We start from the raw sequence: 13,519 nt of genomic DNA, 5'->3' as shown, positions 1-13,519 counted from the left end.
TAAACAATAAAGGTGAATATAGTTGTTTTCAGGAAGATGGGTGAACAAATATGTCCTTTATTGATGAAGAAAATTATCGTATGAAACGTGCAGGGAAAAAGAAGCATAAAGGTATAGTTCTTTCTAGTATAGCGGGAACAATTGTAGGAGCTTCTTTATTTGCGTTTGGAGCTCCTTTATTTTCAAATTCTGCTGATACGCTTCCGCAAGCTGAAGCAAGCGGAAGTAATATGGCCGAAGCTCAAGGAATTAAACAGATTAGCTTTGTAGATGCTGTTGACCGTGCATCTGAAGCTGTTGTGGGCGTTATTAACATTCAACGAGATAACTTTTCAGAGGCAGATTCAGAGGCTGGTACAGGATCAGGAGTAATTTATAAAAAGACAAATGGTCAAGCTTATATTGTAACGAATAATCATGTTGTAGCTGGAGCGAATCGTATTGAAGTAAGTTTAAGTGACGGTAAGAAGGTTCCTGGAAAAGTATTAGGAACCGATGTAGTCACAGATTTAGCTGTATTAGAAATAGATGCAAAGCATGTGAAAAAAATAATTGAAATCGGCGATTCTAATACTGTTCGCAGAGGAGAGCCAGTCATTGCGATTGGAAATCCACTCGGACTGCAATTCTCTGGAACTGTTACACAAGGTATTATTTCAGCTAATGAACGTATTGTCCCTGTAGATTTAGATCAAGATGGACACTATGATTGGCAAGTAGAAGTGTTACAAACGGATGCGGCGATTAATCCGGGGAATAGTGGCGGTGCGCTTGTAAATGCAGCAGGACAATTAATTGGTATTAATTCAATGAAAATTGCTGCAAAAGAAGTAGAAGGAATCGGACTTGCTATTCCGGTGACTAGGGCTGTTCCGATTATGAATGAACTTGAGAAGTATGGAAAAGTAAGAAGGCCGTATGTTGGGATTGAACTTAGGTCATTAAATGAAATTCCAAACTATTATTGGTCAAAAACATTACATTTACCAGGTACTGTAACAGAAGGAGTTTGTATTTTGGATGTGAAAAGTCCTTCGCCAGGCGCAGATGCTGGTTTAAGAGAACATGATGTTATTGTGGCAGTAGATGGAAAACCGATTCGCGATATTATTGGATTCCGCACGGCCTTATATGATAAGGAAATTAATGATAAAATGACTCTTACGTTTTATCGTGGTACAAAAAGAGTAACAACAACAGTGAAATTAGGCATTCAAAAGTATTAAAAACAGGAGGGCCTACCTCCTGTTTTCTATTGTAGAAAAGTGAGGTGAAGAAAATGAATTTACCTTGTTGTTTAGAACATGTTGAATTAGCGTTAGATATTATTGTGGATGAGTGTGAAGTTGCGCCGGTTATCAACAATGTGGATAACTCAGAAAAAGAGAAAAAAACATGTGAATTTTGTCAAAATGAGGCGACATATGTTGTATCGAACACAGATTCTCACACAATATGTGGGTAGTGTTTGTGGATATGTGGATAAGTTTTGTGGATAACATGTTTGTAAGGTGGATGATACGTGTGAATATCTCGATTATTTCAATTGGGAAATTAAAAGAAAAATATTTGAAACAAGGTATAGCAGAATACTTAAAACGATTATCAGCATACGCAAAAGTAGAAGTAATTGAATTGCCCGATGAAAAGGCGCCAGAAAATTTAAGTGAAGCAGAAATGTTAATTGTAAAGGAAAAAGAAGGTATACGTATACTGGATAAAATTTCTGATGACACGCATGTGATTGCATTAGCTATAGAAGGAAAGCAAAAGTCATCAGAAGAATTTGCGGTAAGTCTAGATCGCCTTGCTACATACGGAAAGAGTAAAGTCGCATTTGTAATTGGTGGATCACTCGGACTAAGTTCAGAAGTGATGAAGCGTTCAAACGAATCACTTTCTTTTTCAAAGATGACATTACCACACCAATTAATGCGATTAGTATTGCTTGAACAAGTGTATAGAGCGTTTCGGATTAATCGTGGGGAACCGTATCATAAGTAAGATATTCTATGTAAAATAAAGGTAAGACACTGATATTATCATATTTATTTTATTATGCCTATAACTGGAGGCTATGTGAATGGTAAGTGATCAGACGAGATATTCTAGGCTCGCGAATATAACAAAAATAATAAATACGAAATTAGAACTACGTGAAGTATTGCAGCGTGTGACAATGGCGATATCAGAGGAGATTGTTAGGTGCGATGCTGTTGGAATTTATTTACCACAGGAAGATGGAACATTTAGAGGGTTTGCAGGAAAACCAGAGACCATAAATGGCGTAACGCTCGATACTCAGGTAATTGATCCTGAAATAGACTTACTGGCAAAAGAAGTTATTGAAACGAAAAAAACCATCTATATTCCTGATACCTCAAAGGATCATCGACCAGATCCGAGACCAGTTGATGCGTTTAAAATTAGGTCCTTATTAGCTCTGCCTATCTCATTTAGGCAAGAGTTATTTGGTCTGGTTTTTTTATTTGATTATGGGATTCCGATGAACTTAACAGATTCAGAAATTCAAAGTGTTGAAGCTTATGTAAATATGGCCGCGGTCGCAATTCAAAACGCAAATAATTTAACACAAAAGGAAAACCTTATTGCTGAGAAGCAGCTGTTACTAAATGTTACCCGTGATTTATCAATGTGTTCTTCGATACAGGAGAGTTTTGATAAATGCTTTTTTTACTTAGAACAGATTTTAGAGAGTAAAAATATGACTGCCCATCTTCTAGATCCGCTAGATAAAACAACGATTAAAACAATGAAATTAAGTAAGGGCTGTGATTGGACAGAAGCGGATCGGACAGAGAAAAGCTATGAAGCCAAGATCCAAGAGGTTATTCAAACAAAAAATATAGATAGTAAGGATCTATTGATGATTCCATTGGTTTCAGTGGGAGAAGTATTAGGGGTAATCGTCGTTGGCAAAGAAGGAAAAGCTCACAATTACGATAATTCTCAAATTCAACTAGCAAAATCTATCGTTGATGCCACAGCCCCTACGTTTTCAAATTTGTTATATATGGATCAACTAGAAAGCATAGTGAAAGAGCGAACGGGAGAGCTAGCTGCTGCTAATGAAAAAGTTACAAGTGTGATTGAATGTATTACGGATGGATTCTTTACTTTAAATAATAAATGGGAATTTACGTACGTAAATAAGCACCAATATTTTCCGCAAAGAAAAACAGCAAAAGATGTATTAGGAAAGAATATATGGGATGTTTTCCCGAGTGACATCGACACAGTTATGTATAAGGAATTTCATCGTGCGATGTCAGAGCGAACTACAGTTCATTTCGAATTTCTTTCTACTGCAGATGAATATTGGCACGAAGTTATTGCATACCCGTATGATGATGGTATTTGCTGTATTTTTAAAAACATAACGGAAAAAAAGAAATATGAACAGGAATTGAAAAGATTATCTAACATTGATTTAATAGGGCAAATGGCAGCAGGTATCAGCCATGAAATTAGAAATCCAATGACAACGGTACTAGGATTTTTGCAGTTATTAAAAGAAGAGAATACCTATGAGAAACATAATAAGTACTTTCATTTAATGATTGAAGAACTTAACCGTGCCAATTCTATTATTACTGAATTTCTCTCAATGGGTAATACAAGGAAATTAGATTTGCAGATGTTAGATTTAAATTCAATTATCCGCGATATTATCCCTTTAATAAAGATTGATACGTATAATCAAAATAAATATATTCAAGTCGATACAAATGACATTCCGGAATTACTTTTAAATCGTAATGAGATACGGCAATTATTAATGAATCTATATCGTAATGGCTTAGAAGCGATGAATACAGGGAAAGTTCTAACCATTAGCACCTACAAGGAAGGTCAAAATTGTGTGGTGCTTGCAGTGCACGATCAAGGAAAAGGTATCAGGCCTGAAGTCTTAGAGAAACTGGGTACGCCATTTTACACGACCAAAGATAATGGAACTGGATTGGGGTTAGGTGTATGTTATGCCATTGCTGCCCGCCATAATGCAAAAATAGAAATTCAAACAGGATCGGAAGGCACTACCTTTTTTGTTAAATTCAATTATAAAGATAATAAAAAGTAAACTTATTTAGATTAGTTACGGTGAACTGTATCATAAATATTGATCCGAAATTAATCATGCCTTGTGTACCAACATGAAGTATTATTGGCTGTATATTGAATAAAAAATATAATCAAGAAAAAAGCACTTATCTTTACAAGATAGAGTGCTTTTTTATACGCATTTTATTATTTTAGATTTAACCGATATGTAATGAAGATGTACAGTAAATATGGGGGTATGCAAGTGCCTGGTGAAATCAAGTATACTCAATATAGGAAAAAAGAAGTATTAGATGTACTTAGGGGGGATTAACATATTTAAGGAAGATATGAAAAAAATATTGGCATCATTACTAAAAAATCCATTAGTAATAATCGTATACTGGATTTTTTGTTATGAGTTAGCTTTATTATGTATGTATGGGAGAATGAATAATAATATTTATATTTGGTTATTATCTATAGCATTTCTAATACTTATCATTATATTTACTACAATTAAAATTGTGAAAAATAGGGAACGCGAATCATCCAAATTATTAAATGTAAAGGGATGGAAATACATTTCTGTTCTAATACTTATCCTTATAACGTCTTTTTATGGGATAAAAATTTATAAAAGTGCAACGAATTATGGCGGTAAACTAGCATGGTTTATAGAAAGCGTAAAAAACGAAAGATCAGTTAAACTTGAGCGTGATAATATATATAAGTATGGTGTAGAGGGCATTTTTGAAGATATAAATAAGAAATATACTTTGCCAAAGAAGTTATATATGTCGGATGATTTTACTTTGGAATTTAAATCAGATGGAACAATTACATCATTTGATACTTTTCTTTATGGGAAAAATGCTGCTGGAAAAGAGGAAAGCTACTTAATATCTTATAATAAAAATAAATCAAAAGATATTTTTGTAGGATTAAATGGGTATGTTAACGCTGATTATAATGAAGATAAATTAGTAAAACCTTTAATTAAAACAGTTCAAGCCATTCCAGTTAAACAAACTGTAAGTAAGTGGAATGAAGATAAGTATGGGCTGGTCTATTATGGGAAAAGGAACTGGGGTTACAACAGAGAAGGAATTATTAATATTAATAAAGATGGGAAATTAGAGAAGCTTGAAGAAGCAAAGTCCGAAATAATTGGATATACGGTATCTATATTTATCCCTGGAAAAGAGAAAGAGGTAGTACCTGCTAGATATAATTTACTAGGTGACCCAAATTGGAGTAAGGAAAGTAGTTCTAAAAAGAAAAAGAAGAATTTAACTAATAATAATGAGCAATTTTACTTTTCAAAAGAAGTTGGTTATAAACTAGATGTCACAGATAAAGCATTAGGGAGCACCTTTTATTCACTAAGCAAGACAATTGATGGAGGGGAAACATGGGGAGTTATAAATGAAGACCCGTTCAATGAAGCGGTAGGTAGTGCATCAGGAATCATCTTTTTTAATGAAAAGCTCGGATTTTTAAGGGCAGCCAGACCCTCTGGAAATGAAGGGAGGTTATACCGTACAGATGATGGGGGTATAACTTTTAAAAAGTTGAGCTATACAAATTATGAAGTGAAACTAGAAAGTGGACAGGCAATAAATCCGTTTGATTTTCCTAATATGCCTTATGAGAAGGATGGAGTTTTTAACATGCTAGTAGGGCAAGGAGCAGATGGAGACTACAATGGTAATAGTAGTATACTTTATCAATCAAAAGATCAAGGTGAAACATGGGAGTATGTAAAAGAGGTTAAAGATAATTAATAGTGGGAAAGACCATTGGACAAAAATTACCGATGGTCTTTTAAACATTATTAGATGGTATGTACATTTCCTAAAATAAGTATGTTTCTATTTCTATAAAAATATGCTGTAATATGAAGAGGAAAAAGTATAAGTAGTTAGAGAAGTGAGGAATTAAAGGTGAAGAAGTTTAAGAAGTTTTACTTGGAGATTACGAGTGTGTGTAATCTTGCGTGTAGCTTTTGTCCGCCGACGGAAAGGCAGAAGCAATTCATTTCTGTAGAGGATTTTGCTAAAAGATTAGACCAAATTAAACCTCACACAGACTACATTTATTTGCACGTGAAGGGTGAGCCGTTGCTCCATCCGAAAATAGATCAGCTATTAGACTTAAGTCATGAAAAAGGGTTTAAAGTTAATATTACAACGAACGGAACGTTAATTAATAAGAGAAGGCATAGGCTGTTAAATAAGCCCGCGTTAAGACAAATGAATTTTTCACTGCATAGTTTTGATGGACACCCAGGTTCGCAAGATAAAGAGGGCTATGTAAGGAGTATACTTTCCTTCATTAGGGAAGCGACAAGTCAATCAGATTTAATTGTATCGTTAAGGTTATGGAATTTAACTCAGGATAATAAAACAAATGCTGAAATCCAGAAAAATAGAGAGTTATTATCCATAATTGAAAATGAATTTGATCTATCTTATCAGATTGAAGAGAAGCTTACACCAGGAAAAGGTATAAAAATTGCAGAACGTGTCTTTATTAATCAAGACTATGAATTCCAGTGGCCAGCATTACATGAAGAAGAGGATGATGGGAAAGGATTTTGTCATGGACTTCGTAATCAGGCAGGAATTTTAGCGAATGGGACGGTTATTCCTTGTTGTTTAGATGGTGAAGGGATTATTAACCTTGGAAATATTAATAATGATTCATTTTCTAACATTATAGAAGGTGAAAGAGCAACAAACATTGTCGATGGATTTTCAAAAAGAGTTGCGGTTGAAGAGCTTTGTAGGAAATGTGGATATCGTAAAAGGTTTGGGAAGTAAATATGAAATAAGCCCTCATAAAGCGAGGGCTTATTTTTTATTCTTGATAAGAATGCTCTAATTCATCAATTAATGAACCAACGTAAGAAACAGCTTTACGGATTGCATCTGATTTTGACATATCTACTCCGGCATGTTTCATTAGTTCAAGTGGTTTCATTGTACCACCAGCGCGAAGCACATCTAACCAGCGATCAATAGCAGGTTGTCCTTCCTCTTTAATCATTTGAGCTATTGCAGTAGCTGTAGTGAGGCCTGCGGAATATGTGTAAGAATATAGACCCATATAATAATGAGGCTGACGCATCCAAGTTAAGCCCGCACCTTCATCGATTTCTACAGAATCTCCCCAGAATGTCGAAAGGACATTTGTTTTAATTTCAGTTAAAGTTGTAGCTGTAAGGGCCTGTCCTTCTTCTGCTAGAGCATATACCCTACGTTGATATTCACCCTCAAGTAAATGAGTAACAAAGTTGTGATAATATGTGCCGAGTAGTTGTAGAATGACCCATCTGCGCATTCTCTTATCGTCAGTAGTCGCTAGTAAATGCTGAGCTAATAGTAATTCATTCATAGTTGATGGTGCTTCAACAAAGTACATAGATGGGCGTACGTTCATGATACGTTGGTTTTTATTTGCTAAATAGAAATGACCAGCATGTCCAAATTCATGTGCTAATGTGAAGCATCCACGCATCGTATTTTGCCATGTAATTAAAATATAGGGATGAGAGCCGTATGGACTTGAGCAAAATGCCCCGGTTGATTTGCCTACGTTATCTGCAAGATCTACCCATCTTTCTTTGAATCCTTTTTGGATTATTGAACTATATTCATCGCCTAATACTTTTAAAGAATCTTGAATGAGCGTGCCTGCTTCTTCATAAGTAATAGCTGGATTAAATTCGGGATCTAAAGGTGCATGTAAGTCGCAGAAAAGCATTTGATCGAGTCCTAATACTTTCTTTTTTAAATCTGCAAAACGGCGCATATGAGGTGCTAATTCTTTATAAATAATATCAAGTTGGTTGTTATACATTTCAAGTGGAACTCTTTGTGGTTCTAATAGCATATGGGTAACGGATTCATATTTACGTAAACGAGAAAGTGTTACTTGTTTTTTAACTTCAGTAGCATATGTTGTGGCAATTGTATTTTTATATTGTTTTAGTGTGGAAACAAATGATGAATATGCTTTTCGACGTATATATGTGCTTGGAGAAAATTCATATTTGCTTTCAAATAATGAGAATGAAACAGGGAGTTCGTTTCCTTGTTCGTCTTGTATAGAAGTGAAATCCATATCGGCCAATTTAGTCATGCCGTAAATTTTGTATGGAGAACTATGAACTTCGCCAAGTGCAGCAAGTGCTTCTTCTGTTTCAGGAGAGAGAGTGTGCTGCCTTTTTTTGAGTATCTCTAGTAACGACTTACGGAAAGGTTCAAGTTTTGTTTCGTCAGTTAAATATTTTTCAATTGTTCCTTCTTCAAGTGAGAGAATTTCATTATGGATAAAGGATAGTGCAGTATGTACTTTCGTCCATAAAGCAGAAATTTTGGAAGAGTTCGCTTGAATAACTGGATTTGTACGATCAGTAGATTCTTTTAAATTTGCATATGAATACAGTTTTGTTAACTTCATTAAAAGCTCTTCTTCTAAAAGTAGGCAATTTAATAAAGTTGTGGAGTTGGTATGTAAACGTCCTTTAAATGTATCAAGTTTCTGTATATCATTTTCTAATACGTTTAATGCGGTATGCCATTCGGCATCAGAATTATACAAATCGGATAAATCCCATGTTAGTTCAGCAGGCACCTCTGCGCGATTAAGGCGATTTTCCATTACATTTTTCAAGTCTATCTCCTCCTCATTAAGACTATTTAAAAACATGATACTAGAAAATTCAGTAAAATAAAAATATTTTATGTTTTTATATATTAAAAAGAAGGACAAGCACTTTTATGCTTGTCCTTCTTTTTAAATTTAAGAATTAATATACTTTATCGCCGTTGAAAATCGAGTTTTTCACGACAACATAATCTACAGTACGAATAGCATCTAATTTTGTTCCACCAGCGTAAGAGATAGAAGATTGAAGATCTTGTTCCATTTCGATTAACGTATCTTCTAAAGAACCTTTATGCTCAACGAACATTTTCTTACCTTCAACGTTTTTCTTCTCACCCTTTTGGAATTCAGAAGCAGAACCGAAGTATTCTTTATAAAGTTTGCCATCTCTTTCGATTGTTTCCCCTGGAGACTCTTCGTGACCAGCGAATAGAGAACCGATCATGACCATAGTTGCCCCAAATCGAATAGATTTAGCTACGTCGCCGTGTGTACGAATACCACCATCAGCGATAATTGGCTTACTTGCAGCTTTTGCACACCAGCGAAGTGCAGCTAGCTGCCAACCACCAGTTCCGAAGCCTGTTTTAATTTTAGTAATACAAACTTTACCAGGTCCAATACCAACTTTTGTTGCATCAGCACCAGCATTTTCTAATTCTCTTACCGCTTCTGGAGTTCCAACGTTTCCAGCGATAACGAAGCTCTCTGGTAAATGTTTTTTTATATGTTGAATCATGTTGATCACAGCATTAGAATGACCGTGTGCGATATCAATCGTGATATATTCAGGTGTAATTTGCTCAGCAGCTAATTGTTGTACGAATTCATATTCGTCCTCTTTTACACCAACGCTGATAGAAGCGATTAATCCACGTGATTGCATATCTCTAATGAATGAGATTCGTTTCTCTGGTTGGAAACGATGCATGATATAGAAGTAATTGTTTTCAGCTAAATAAGTTGCGATTCTTTCATCAATAATCGTTTGCATATTTGCAGGCACGACAGGTAATTTAAATTTATGTTTTCCTAAAGTGACAGTTGTATCACATTCAGAGCGGCTATTTACAATACATTTTGCAGGAATTAATTGAATATCTTCATAGTCGAATACGTTTTCCATCATTTACACCCCTAAAATACGAATATTTTATTTTTATTAATAAAAAATGTTCGTCCATAGGATAATTTACATTATTTTTATTAAGAAGTCAAAGGATTTCTTAACATTTTTTGAAAAACTAGATGTTACATCTGAAAAATAACGTTAAAAACGAATTTAAAATGTATTTTTATTTATATTGTTCGTTTATGGTAAAGATTGAAAAATTGAGATAATTATATAAGGTTGTATGTATTCTTTTTATTTTTTTGGAGTGGGATGGAGGATACCATGAAAGAGTCAATGCTAACAATACGAGAAAAAGATGTTATCAATTAGTTGAACAATATATGAAATGATAAGGTTTATTTCTATATAAAAAGAGGAATCTGGTATGAACCACCTTTTTATGTAAGGTTTCAAGTATAATAAGTAGGGTAATAGTAACGTATACAAAAGATAAAAAAGAAAATAATACATAATAAAATGAGGTTAATATATGAGTAAAAAAAGTTTTTCTGATTATAAATTAAGTAAGGAAATTGTAAGGGCACTTACTGGGTTAGGATATGATCATCCAACAGAAGTACAAGGTGAGGTTATTCCAGTCGCATTACAAAAGAAGGATCTTGTTGTGAAGTCTCAGACTGGAAGTGGAAAAACAGCTTCATTTGGTATTCCACTTTGTGAAATGGTGGAGTGGGAAGAGAATAAACCACAAGCATTAGTTTTAACACCAACGAGAGAGCTTGCGGTGCAGGTAAAAGAAGATATTACAAATATAGGTCGATTCAAAAGGATTAAGGCTGCGGCAGTTTATGGGAAATCTCCATTTGCACGTCAAAAATTAGAATTAAAGCAAAAGACACACATTGTAGTTGGGACTCCTGGTCGTGTATTGGATCATATTGAGAAGGGTACCCTTTCTTTAGAGTGTTTGAAGTATTTAGTTATTGATGAAGCAGATGAGATGCTAAATATGGGCTTTATCGATCAAGTAGAGGCAATTATTGATGAATTACCTACAAAAAGAATGACAATGTTATTTTCAGCAACACTTCCAGAAGATGTTGAAAAATTGTCTCGTACATATATGAATTCACCAACTCATATTGAAATTAAAGCAGCTGGGATTACAACGGATAAAATTGAACATACTCTTTTTGAGGCGATAGAAGACGAGAAGTTTTCACTACTTAAAGATGTAACAATGATTGAGAATCCTGATAGTTGTATTATTTTCTGCCGTACACAAGAAAATGTAGATCATGTATATAGACAGCTAAAACGAGCTAATTATCCTTGTGACAAAATACATGGTGGTATGGTACAAGAAGATCGTTTTGAAGTCATGGATGATTTTAGAAAAGGAAAATTCCGTTATTTAGTAGCAACAGACGTAGCTGCGAGAGGAATTGATATTGATAATATTACACATGTTATTAATTATGATATTCCACTTGAAAAAGAAAGCTATGTACATCGTACTGGAAGAACGGGACGAGCTGGAAATAGTGGAAAAGCTATTACATTTATAACACCATATGAAAATAGATTTTTAGAAGAGATTGAGGATTATATTGGTTTTGAAATTCCAAAGGCAATTGGACCTTCAAAAGAAGAAGTTATGAAAGAGAAAGCTGCATTTGAAGAAAAGATACATGCTAAACCAATTATTAAGAAAGATAAAAATGCGGACATAAACAAAGGCATTATGAAGCTGTACTTTAATGGCGGGAAGAAAAAGAAAATTAGAGCGGTAGATTTCGTCGGTACAATTGCTAAAATTAAAGGTGTTACAGCAGAAGATATAGGCATTATTACGATACAAGATAACGTTTCTTACGTTGAAATATTAAATGGAAAAGGACCACTTGTCTTGAAAGTCATGAAGACTACAACGATTAAAGGGAAACAATTAAAAGTTCATGAGGCAATTAAGTAAATAAAAAACTATCCACTTTAATAGGTGGATAGTTTTTTATTTATGATTTTTTCAAATCATCAACTAGTTGCTCTGCTAAACGTCTATACATATTACTCATAGTCACGAAGGATGTTAATAGTAGAAATTTTTCTAGCTTTGTACCTTCTAAGGAAGAAATCTTATTTACTTCTGTAACACGTTTATTTACGTCTTGTTTAAAGTTTTCGACATTGCTTGCAGTAAGAGCAAGATAATTTTTATATAACGCATTTAATTCAAATGAATCATCGTTTAATAAGGAGTCATTTATATTTTCTAATGAACTTTTTATGTCGTTAATGGAGAGAGCTCCCTTTAATTGGTAAATCAGGCTAATTAAAATCATATGCTCTTTTGAATACTTTTTATTTTTGATAGGGATGAATAGTTTCCCTTTTGCGTAATTATTAATCATCGTTTTTGTTAATACTTTTTCATCATCAGTTCTCGTTGTATCTGCATAAGTATTCTCAAATAGTTGGACAACTTGGTCTACATATAAGTCAACATTTGGAATATCCTCAAGTTTAATATTTTTTTCTAAATGTAATGTCTCAAGTAATTCATTTATATTTTCCACGTAGAATCCCTCACTTTTATAACTTAGTGGAACTTAATGTTTAATATATCTTTAAATATGGTATTACGAAACGAATGAATTGTAAATGTTGACCTTAAAAAGAAATGTGTATATAATTACATGTAGTTATCAAAACTATATGTAATTATATGAGGGGTGTTATTATGAATACTTATGTAAGGGAACCAGTTAACGCATTTACTCACTTAGGTGGAGCGATCTTATCATTTATTGCCTTATTAGCTATGCTTGTGAAAGTTTCTATTAAGATGCCATCATTTGCTGCAATTACAGCTGTTATTTTGTTTGGTATTGGAATGATGGTCCTTTATGCGGCGTCAGCTGTGTATCATAGTGTTGTGGCCAATGAACGTGTTATTTACTTCTTTAGGAAGCTAGATCATTCTATGATTTTTATATTAATTGCAGGTACATATGCACCCTTTTGCTTAATTACATTAAATTCAGCAAGTGGTTTGCTATTATTTTGTTTAGTCTATGCAACTGCGATTTGTGGTATTGTGTTTAAAATGTTTTGGTTTAATTGTCCAAGATGGTTATCGACAGCAATTTATATTACGATGGGTTGGTTAATTGTTTTGTTCTTTGCACCGTTAGCTGAGAATTTAAGTACAGGAGGTATTGTTTTCTTAGTACTTGGGGGCATTTTTTATACAATTGGTGGATTTATTTATGGCACAAAGCCAAAATGGCTAGAGTTTAAATATATGGGACATCATGAAATTTTTCATGTTTTTGTATTATTAGGTAGTCTTGCGCATTTTCTAAGTGTATATTGTTACGTAATTTAATAAAAAAACGCCACATAATTTTTATTATGTGGCGTTTTTTTTATTACCTGATTAGAATCGTATATGTTATAAAATTATTATGGGATAAAATGTAAGTTTCTGTGTTCGCATGTTAAACATAGGATAAGAAATATGTGATATACTTTGAGAAGTTTATAATGAATGAAATATGGAGGACTATAATTATGGCAATACTTGTAACAGGTGGAGCAGGATATATTGGTAGTCATACATGTGTAGAATTACTAAATAGCGGTTACGAAGTTATAGTAGTGGATAATCTTTCGAATAGCTCGGTAGAATCCATAAATCGAGTGAAA

The 13,519-nt window shown here is 33.8% G+C and carries 12 protein-coding genes; 9 read left to right on the top strand and 3 right to left on the bottom strand.

Annotated features, from left to right (window positions below; all coding sequences use genetic code 11):
• Nucleotides 1-50 precede the first annotated feature (50 nt).
• The 6 genes from MR160_RS23455 to MR160_RS23430 all read left to right on the top strand — a co-directional run bounded on the left by MR160_RS23455 (nt 51) and on the right by MR160_RS23430 (nt 6,887).
• Nucleotides 51-1,226 (top strand): S1C family serine protease, encoded by a 1,176-nt coding sequence (locus tag MR160_RS23455; RefSeq protein WP_000008032.1) that lies wholly within the window; start codon nt 51-53, stop codon nt 1,224-1,226.
• Between the two features lie 53 nt (nt 1,227-1,279).
• The gene (locus MR160_RS23450) at nt 1,280-1,465 is read left to right on the top strand and encodes a CxxH/CxxC protein (protein WP_001052827.1); all 186 of its coding nucleotides are present in this window, start codon (nt 1,280-1,282) and stop codon (nt 1,463-1,465) included.
• A gap of 59 nt (nt 1,466-1,524) precedes the next feature.
• On the top strand, nt 1,525-2,004 hold the full coding sequence (gene rlmH / locus MR160_RS23445) for a 23S rRNA (pseudouridine(1915)-N(3))-methyltransferase RlmH (RefSeq protein WP_001027003.1): 480 nt from the start codon (nt 1,525-1,527) through the stop codon (nt 2,002-2,004).
• A gap of 79 nt (nt 2,005-2,083) precedes the next feature.
• Nucleotides 2,084-4,102, top strand: a complete 2,019-nt coding sequence (locus MR160_RS23440; RefSeq protein ID WP_242298126.1) for a GAF domain-containing sensor histidine kinase — start codon at nt 2,084-2,086, stop codon at nt 4,100-4,102.
• Nucleotides 4,103-4,376: 274 nt separating this feature from the next.
• The gene (locus MR160_RS23435) at nt 4,377-5,849 is read left to right on the top strand and encodes a WD40/YVTN/BNR-like repeat-containing protein (protein ID WP_000280571.1); all 1,473 of its coding nucleotides are present in this window, start codon (nt 4,377-4,379) and stop codon (nt 5,847-5,849) included.
• A gap of 159 nt (nt 5,850-6,008) precedes the next feature.
• Complete coding sequence (locus tag MR160_RS23430; RefSeq protein WP_000713633.1) at nt 6,009-6,887, top strand: radical SAM/SPASM domain-containing protein; 879 nt, start codon at nt 6,009-6,011, stop codon at nt 6,885-6,887.
• A gap of 37 nt (nt 6,888-6,924) precedes the next feature.
• Here the strand turns inward: MR160_RS23430 and pepF are convergent, their stop codons facing one another.
• Both pepF and guaC read right to left on the bottom strand, forming a co-directional pair.
• Nucleotides 6,925-8,742 carry an oligoendopeptidase F gene (pepF, locus tag MR160_RS23425; protein ID WP_000800233.1) on the bottom strand — a complete coding sequence of 606 codons (1,818 nt, stop codon included), beginning with the start codon at nt 8,740-8,742 and terminating at the stop codon, nt 6,925-6,927.
• 136 nt (nt 8,743-8,878) lie between these two features.
• Nucleotides 8,879-9,862, bottom strand: coding sequence for a GMP reductase (guaC, locus tag MR160_RS23420; RefSeq protein WP_000432438.1), 984 nt, complete (start codon nt 9,860-9,862; stop codon nt 8,879-8,881).
• Nucleotides 9,863-10,340: 478 nt separating this feature from the next.
• Here guaC and MR160_RS23415 point away from each other — a divergent pair, with 478 nt between their 5' ends.
• The gene (locus MR160_RS23415) at nt 10,341-11,786 is read left to right on the top strand and encodes a DEAD/DEAH box helicase (RefSeq protein WP_000039346.1); all 1,446 of its coding nucleotides are present in this window, start codon (nt 10,341-10,343) and stop codon (nt 11,784-11,786) included.
• Between the two features lie 40 nt (nt 11,787-11,826).
• Here the strand turns inward: MR160_RS23415 and MR160_RS23410 are convergent, their stop codons facing one another.
• The gene (locus MR160_RS23410; RefSeq protein ID WP_000427875.1) at nt 11,827-12,387 is read right to left on the bottom strand and encodes a DUF1836 domain-containing protein; all 561 of its coding nucleotides are present in this window, start codon (nt 12,385-12,387) and stop codon (nt 11,827-11,829) included.
• A gap of 164 nt (nt 12,388-12,551) precedes the next feature.
• Here MR160_RS23410 and trhA point away from each other — a divergent pair, with 164 nt between their 5' ends.
• Both trhA and MR160_RS23400 read left to right on the top strand, forming a co-directional pair.
• The gene (gene trhA, locus MR160_RS23405; protein WP_001099726.1) at nt 12,552-13,199 is read left to right on the top strand and encodes a PAQR family membrane homeostasis protein TrhA; all 648 of its coding nucleotides are present in this window, start codon (nt 12,552-12,554) and stop codon (nt 13,197-13,199) included.
• 185 nt (nt 13,200-13,384) lie between these two features.
• A partial coding sequence (locus MR160_RS23400; protein ID WP_080000439.1) for an NAD-dependent epimerase/dehydratase family protein occupies nt 13,385-13,519 on the top strand: 135 nt, incomplete at its 3' end.

The organism is Bacillus cereus group sp. BfR-BA-01382 (assembly GCF_022663475.1).
Taxonomy (GTDB): domain Bacteria; phylum Bacillota; class Bacilli; order Bacillales; family Bacillaceae_G; genus Bacillus_A; species Bacillus_A thuringiensis_S.
This window is presented reverse-complemented; position numbering and strand designations above follow the sequence as displayed.

Excerpts from the sequence above, each read along its gene's own strand:
- guaC (WP_000432438.1), bottom strand. The coding sequence starts at position 9,862 with ATGGAAAACGTATTCGACTATGAAGATATTCAATTAATTCCTGCAAAA.
- MR160_RS23435 (WP_000280571.1), top strand. The coding sequence starts at position 4,377 with ATGTACTTAGGGGGGATTAACATATTTAAGGAAGATATGAAAAAAATA.
- MR160_RS23440 (WP_242298126.1), top strand. The coding sequence starts at position 2,084 with ATGGTAAGTGATCAGACGAGATATTCTAGGCTCGCGAATATAACAAAA.
- trhA (WP_001099726.1), top strand. The coding sequence starts at position 12,552 with ATGAATACTTATGTAAGGGAACCAGTTAACGCATTTACTCACTTAGGT.
- MR160_RS23415 (WP_000039346.1), top strand. The coding sequence starts at position 10,341 with ATGAGTAAAAAAAGTTTTTCTGATTATAAATTAAGTAAGGAAATTGTA.
- MR160_RS23455 (WP_000008032.1), top strand. The coding sequence starts at position 51 with ATGTCCTTTATTGATGAAGAAAATTATCGTATGAAACGTGCAGGGAAA.
- MR160_RS23450 (WP_001052827.1), top strand. The coding sequence starts at position 1,280 with ATGAATTTACCTTGTTGTTTAGAACATGTTGAATTAGCGTTAGATATT.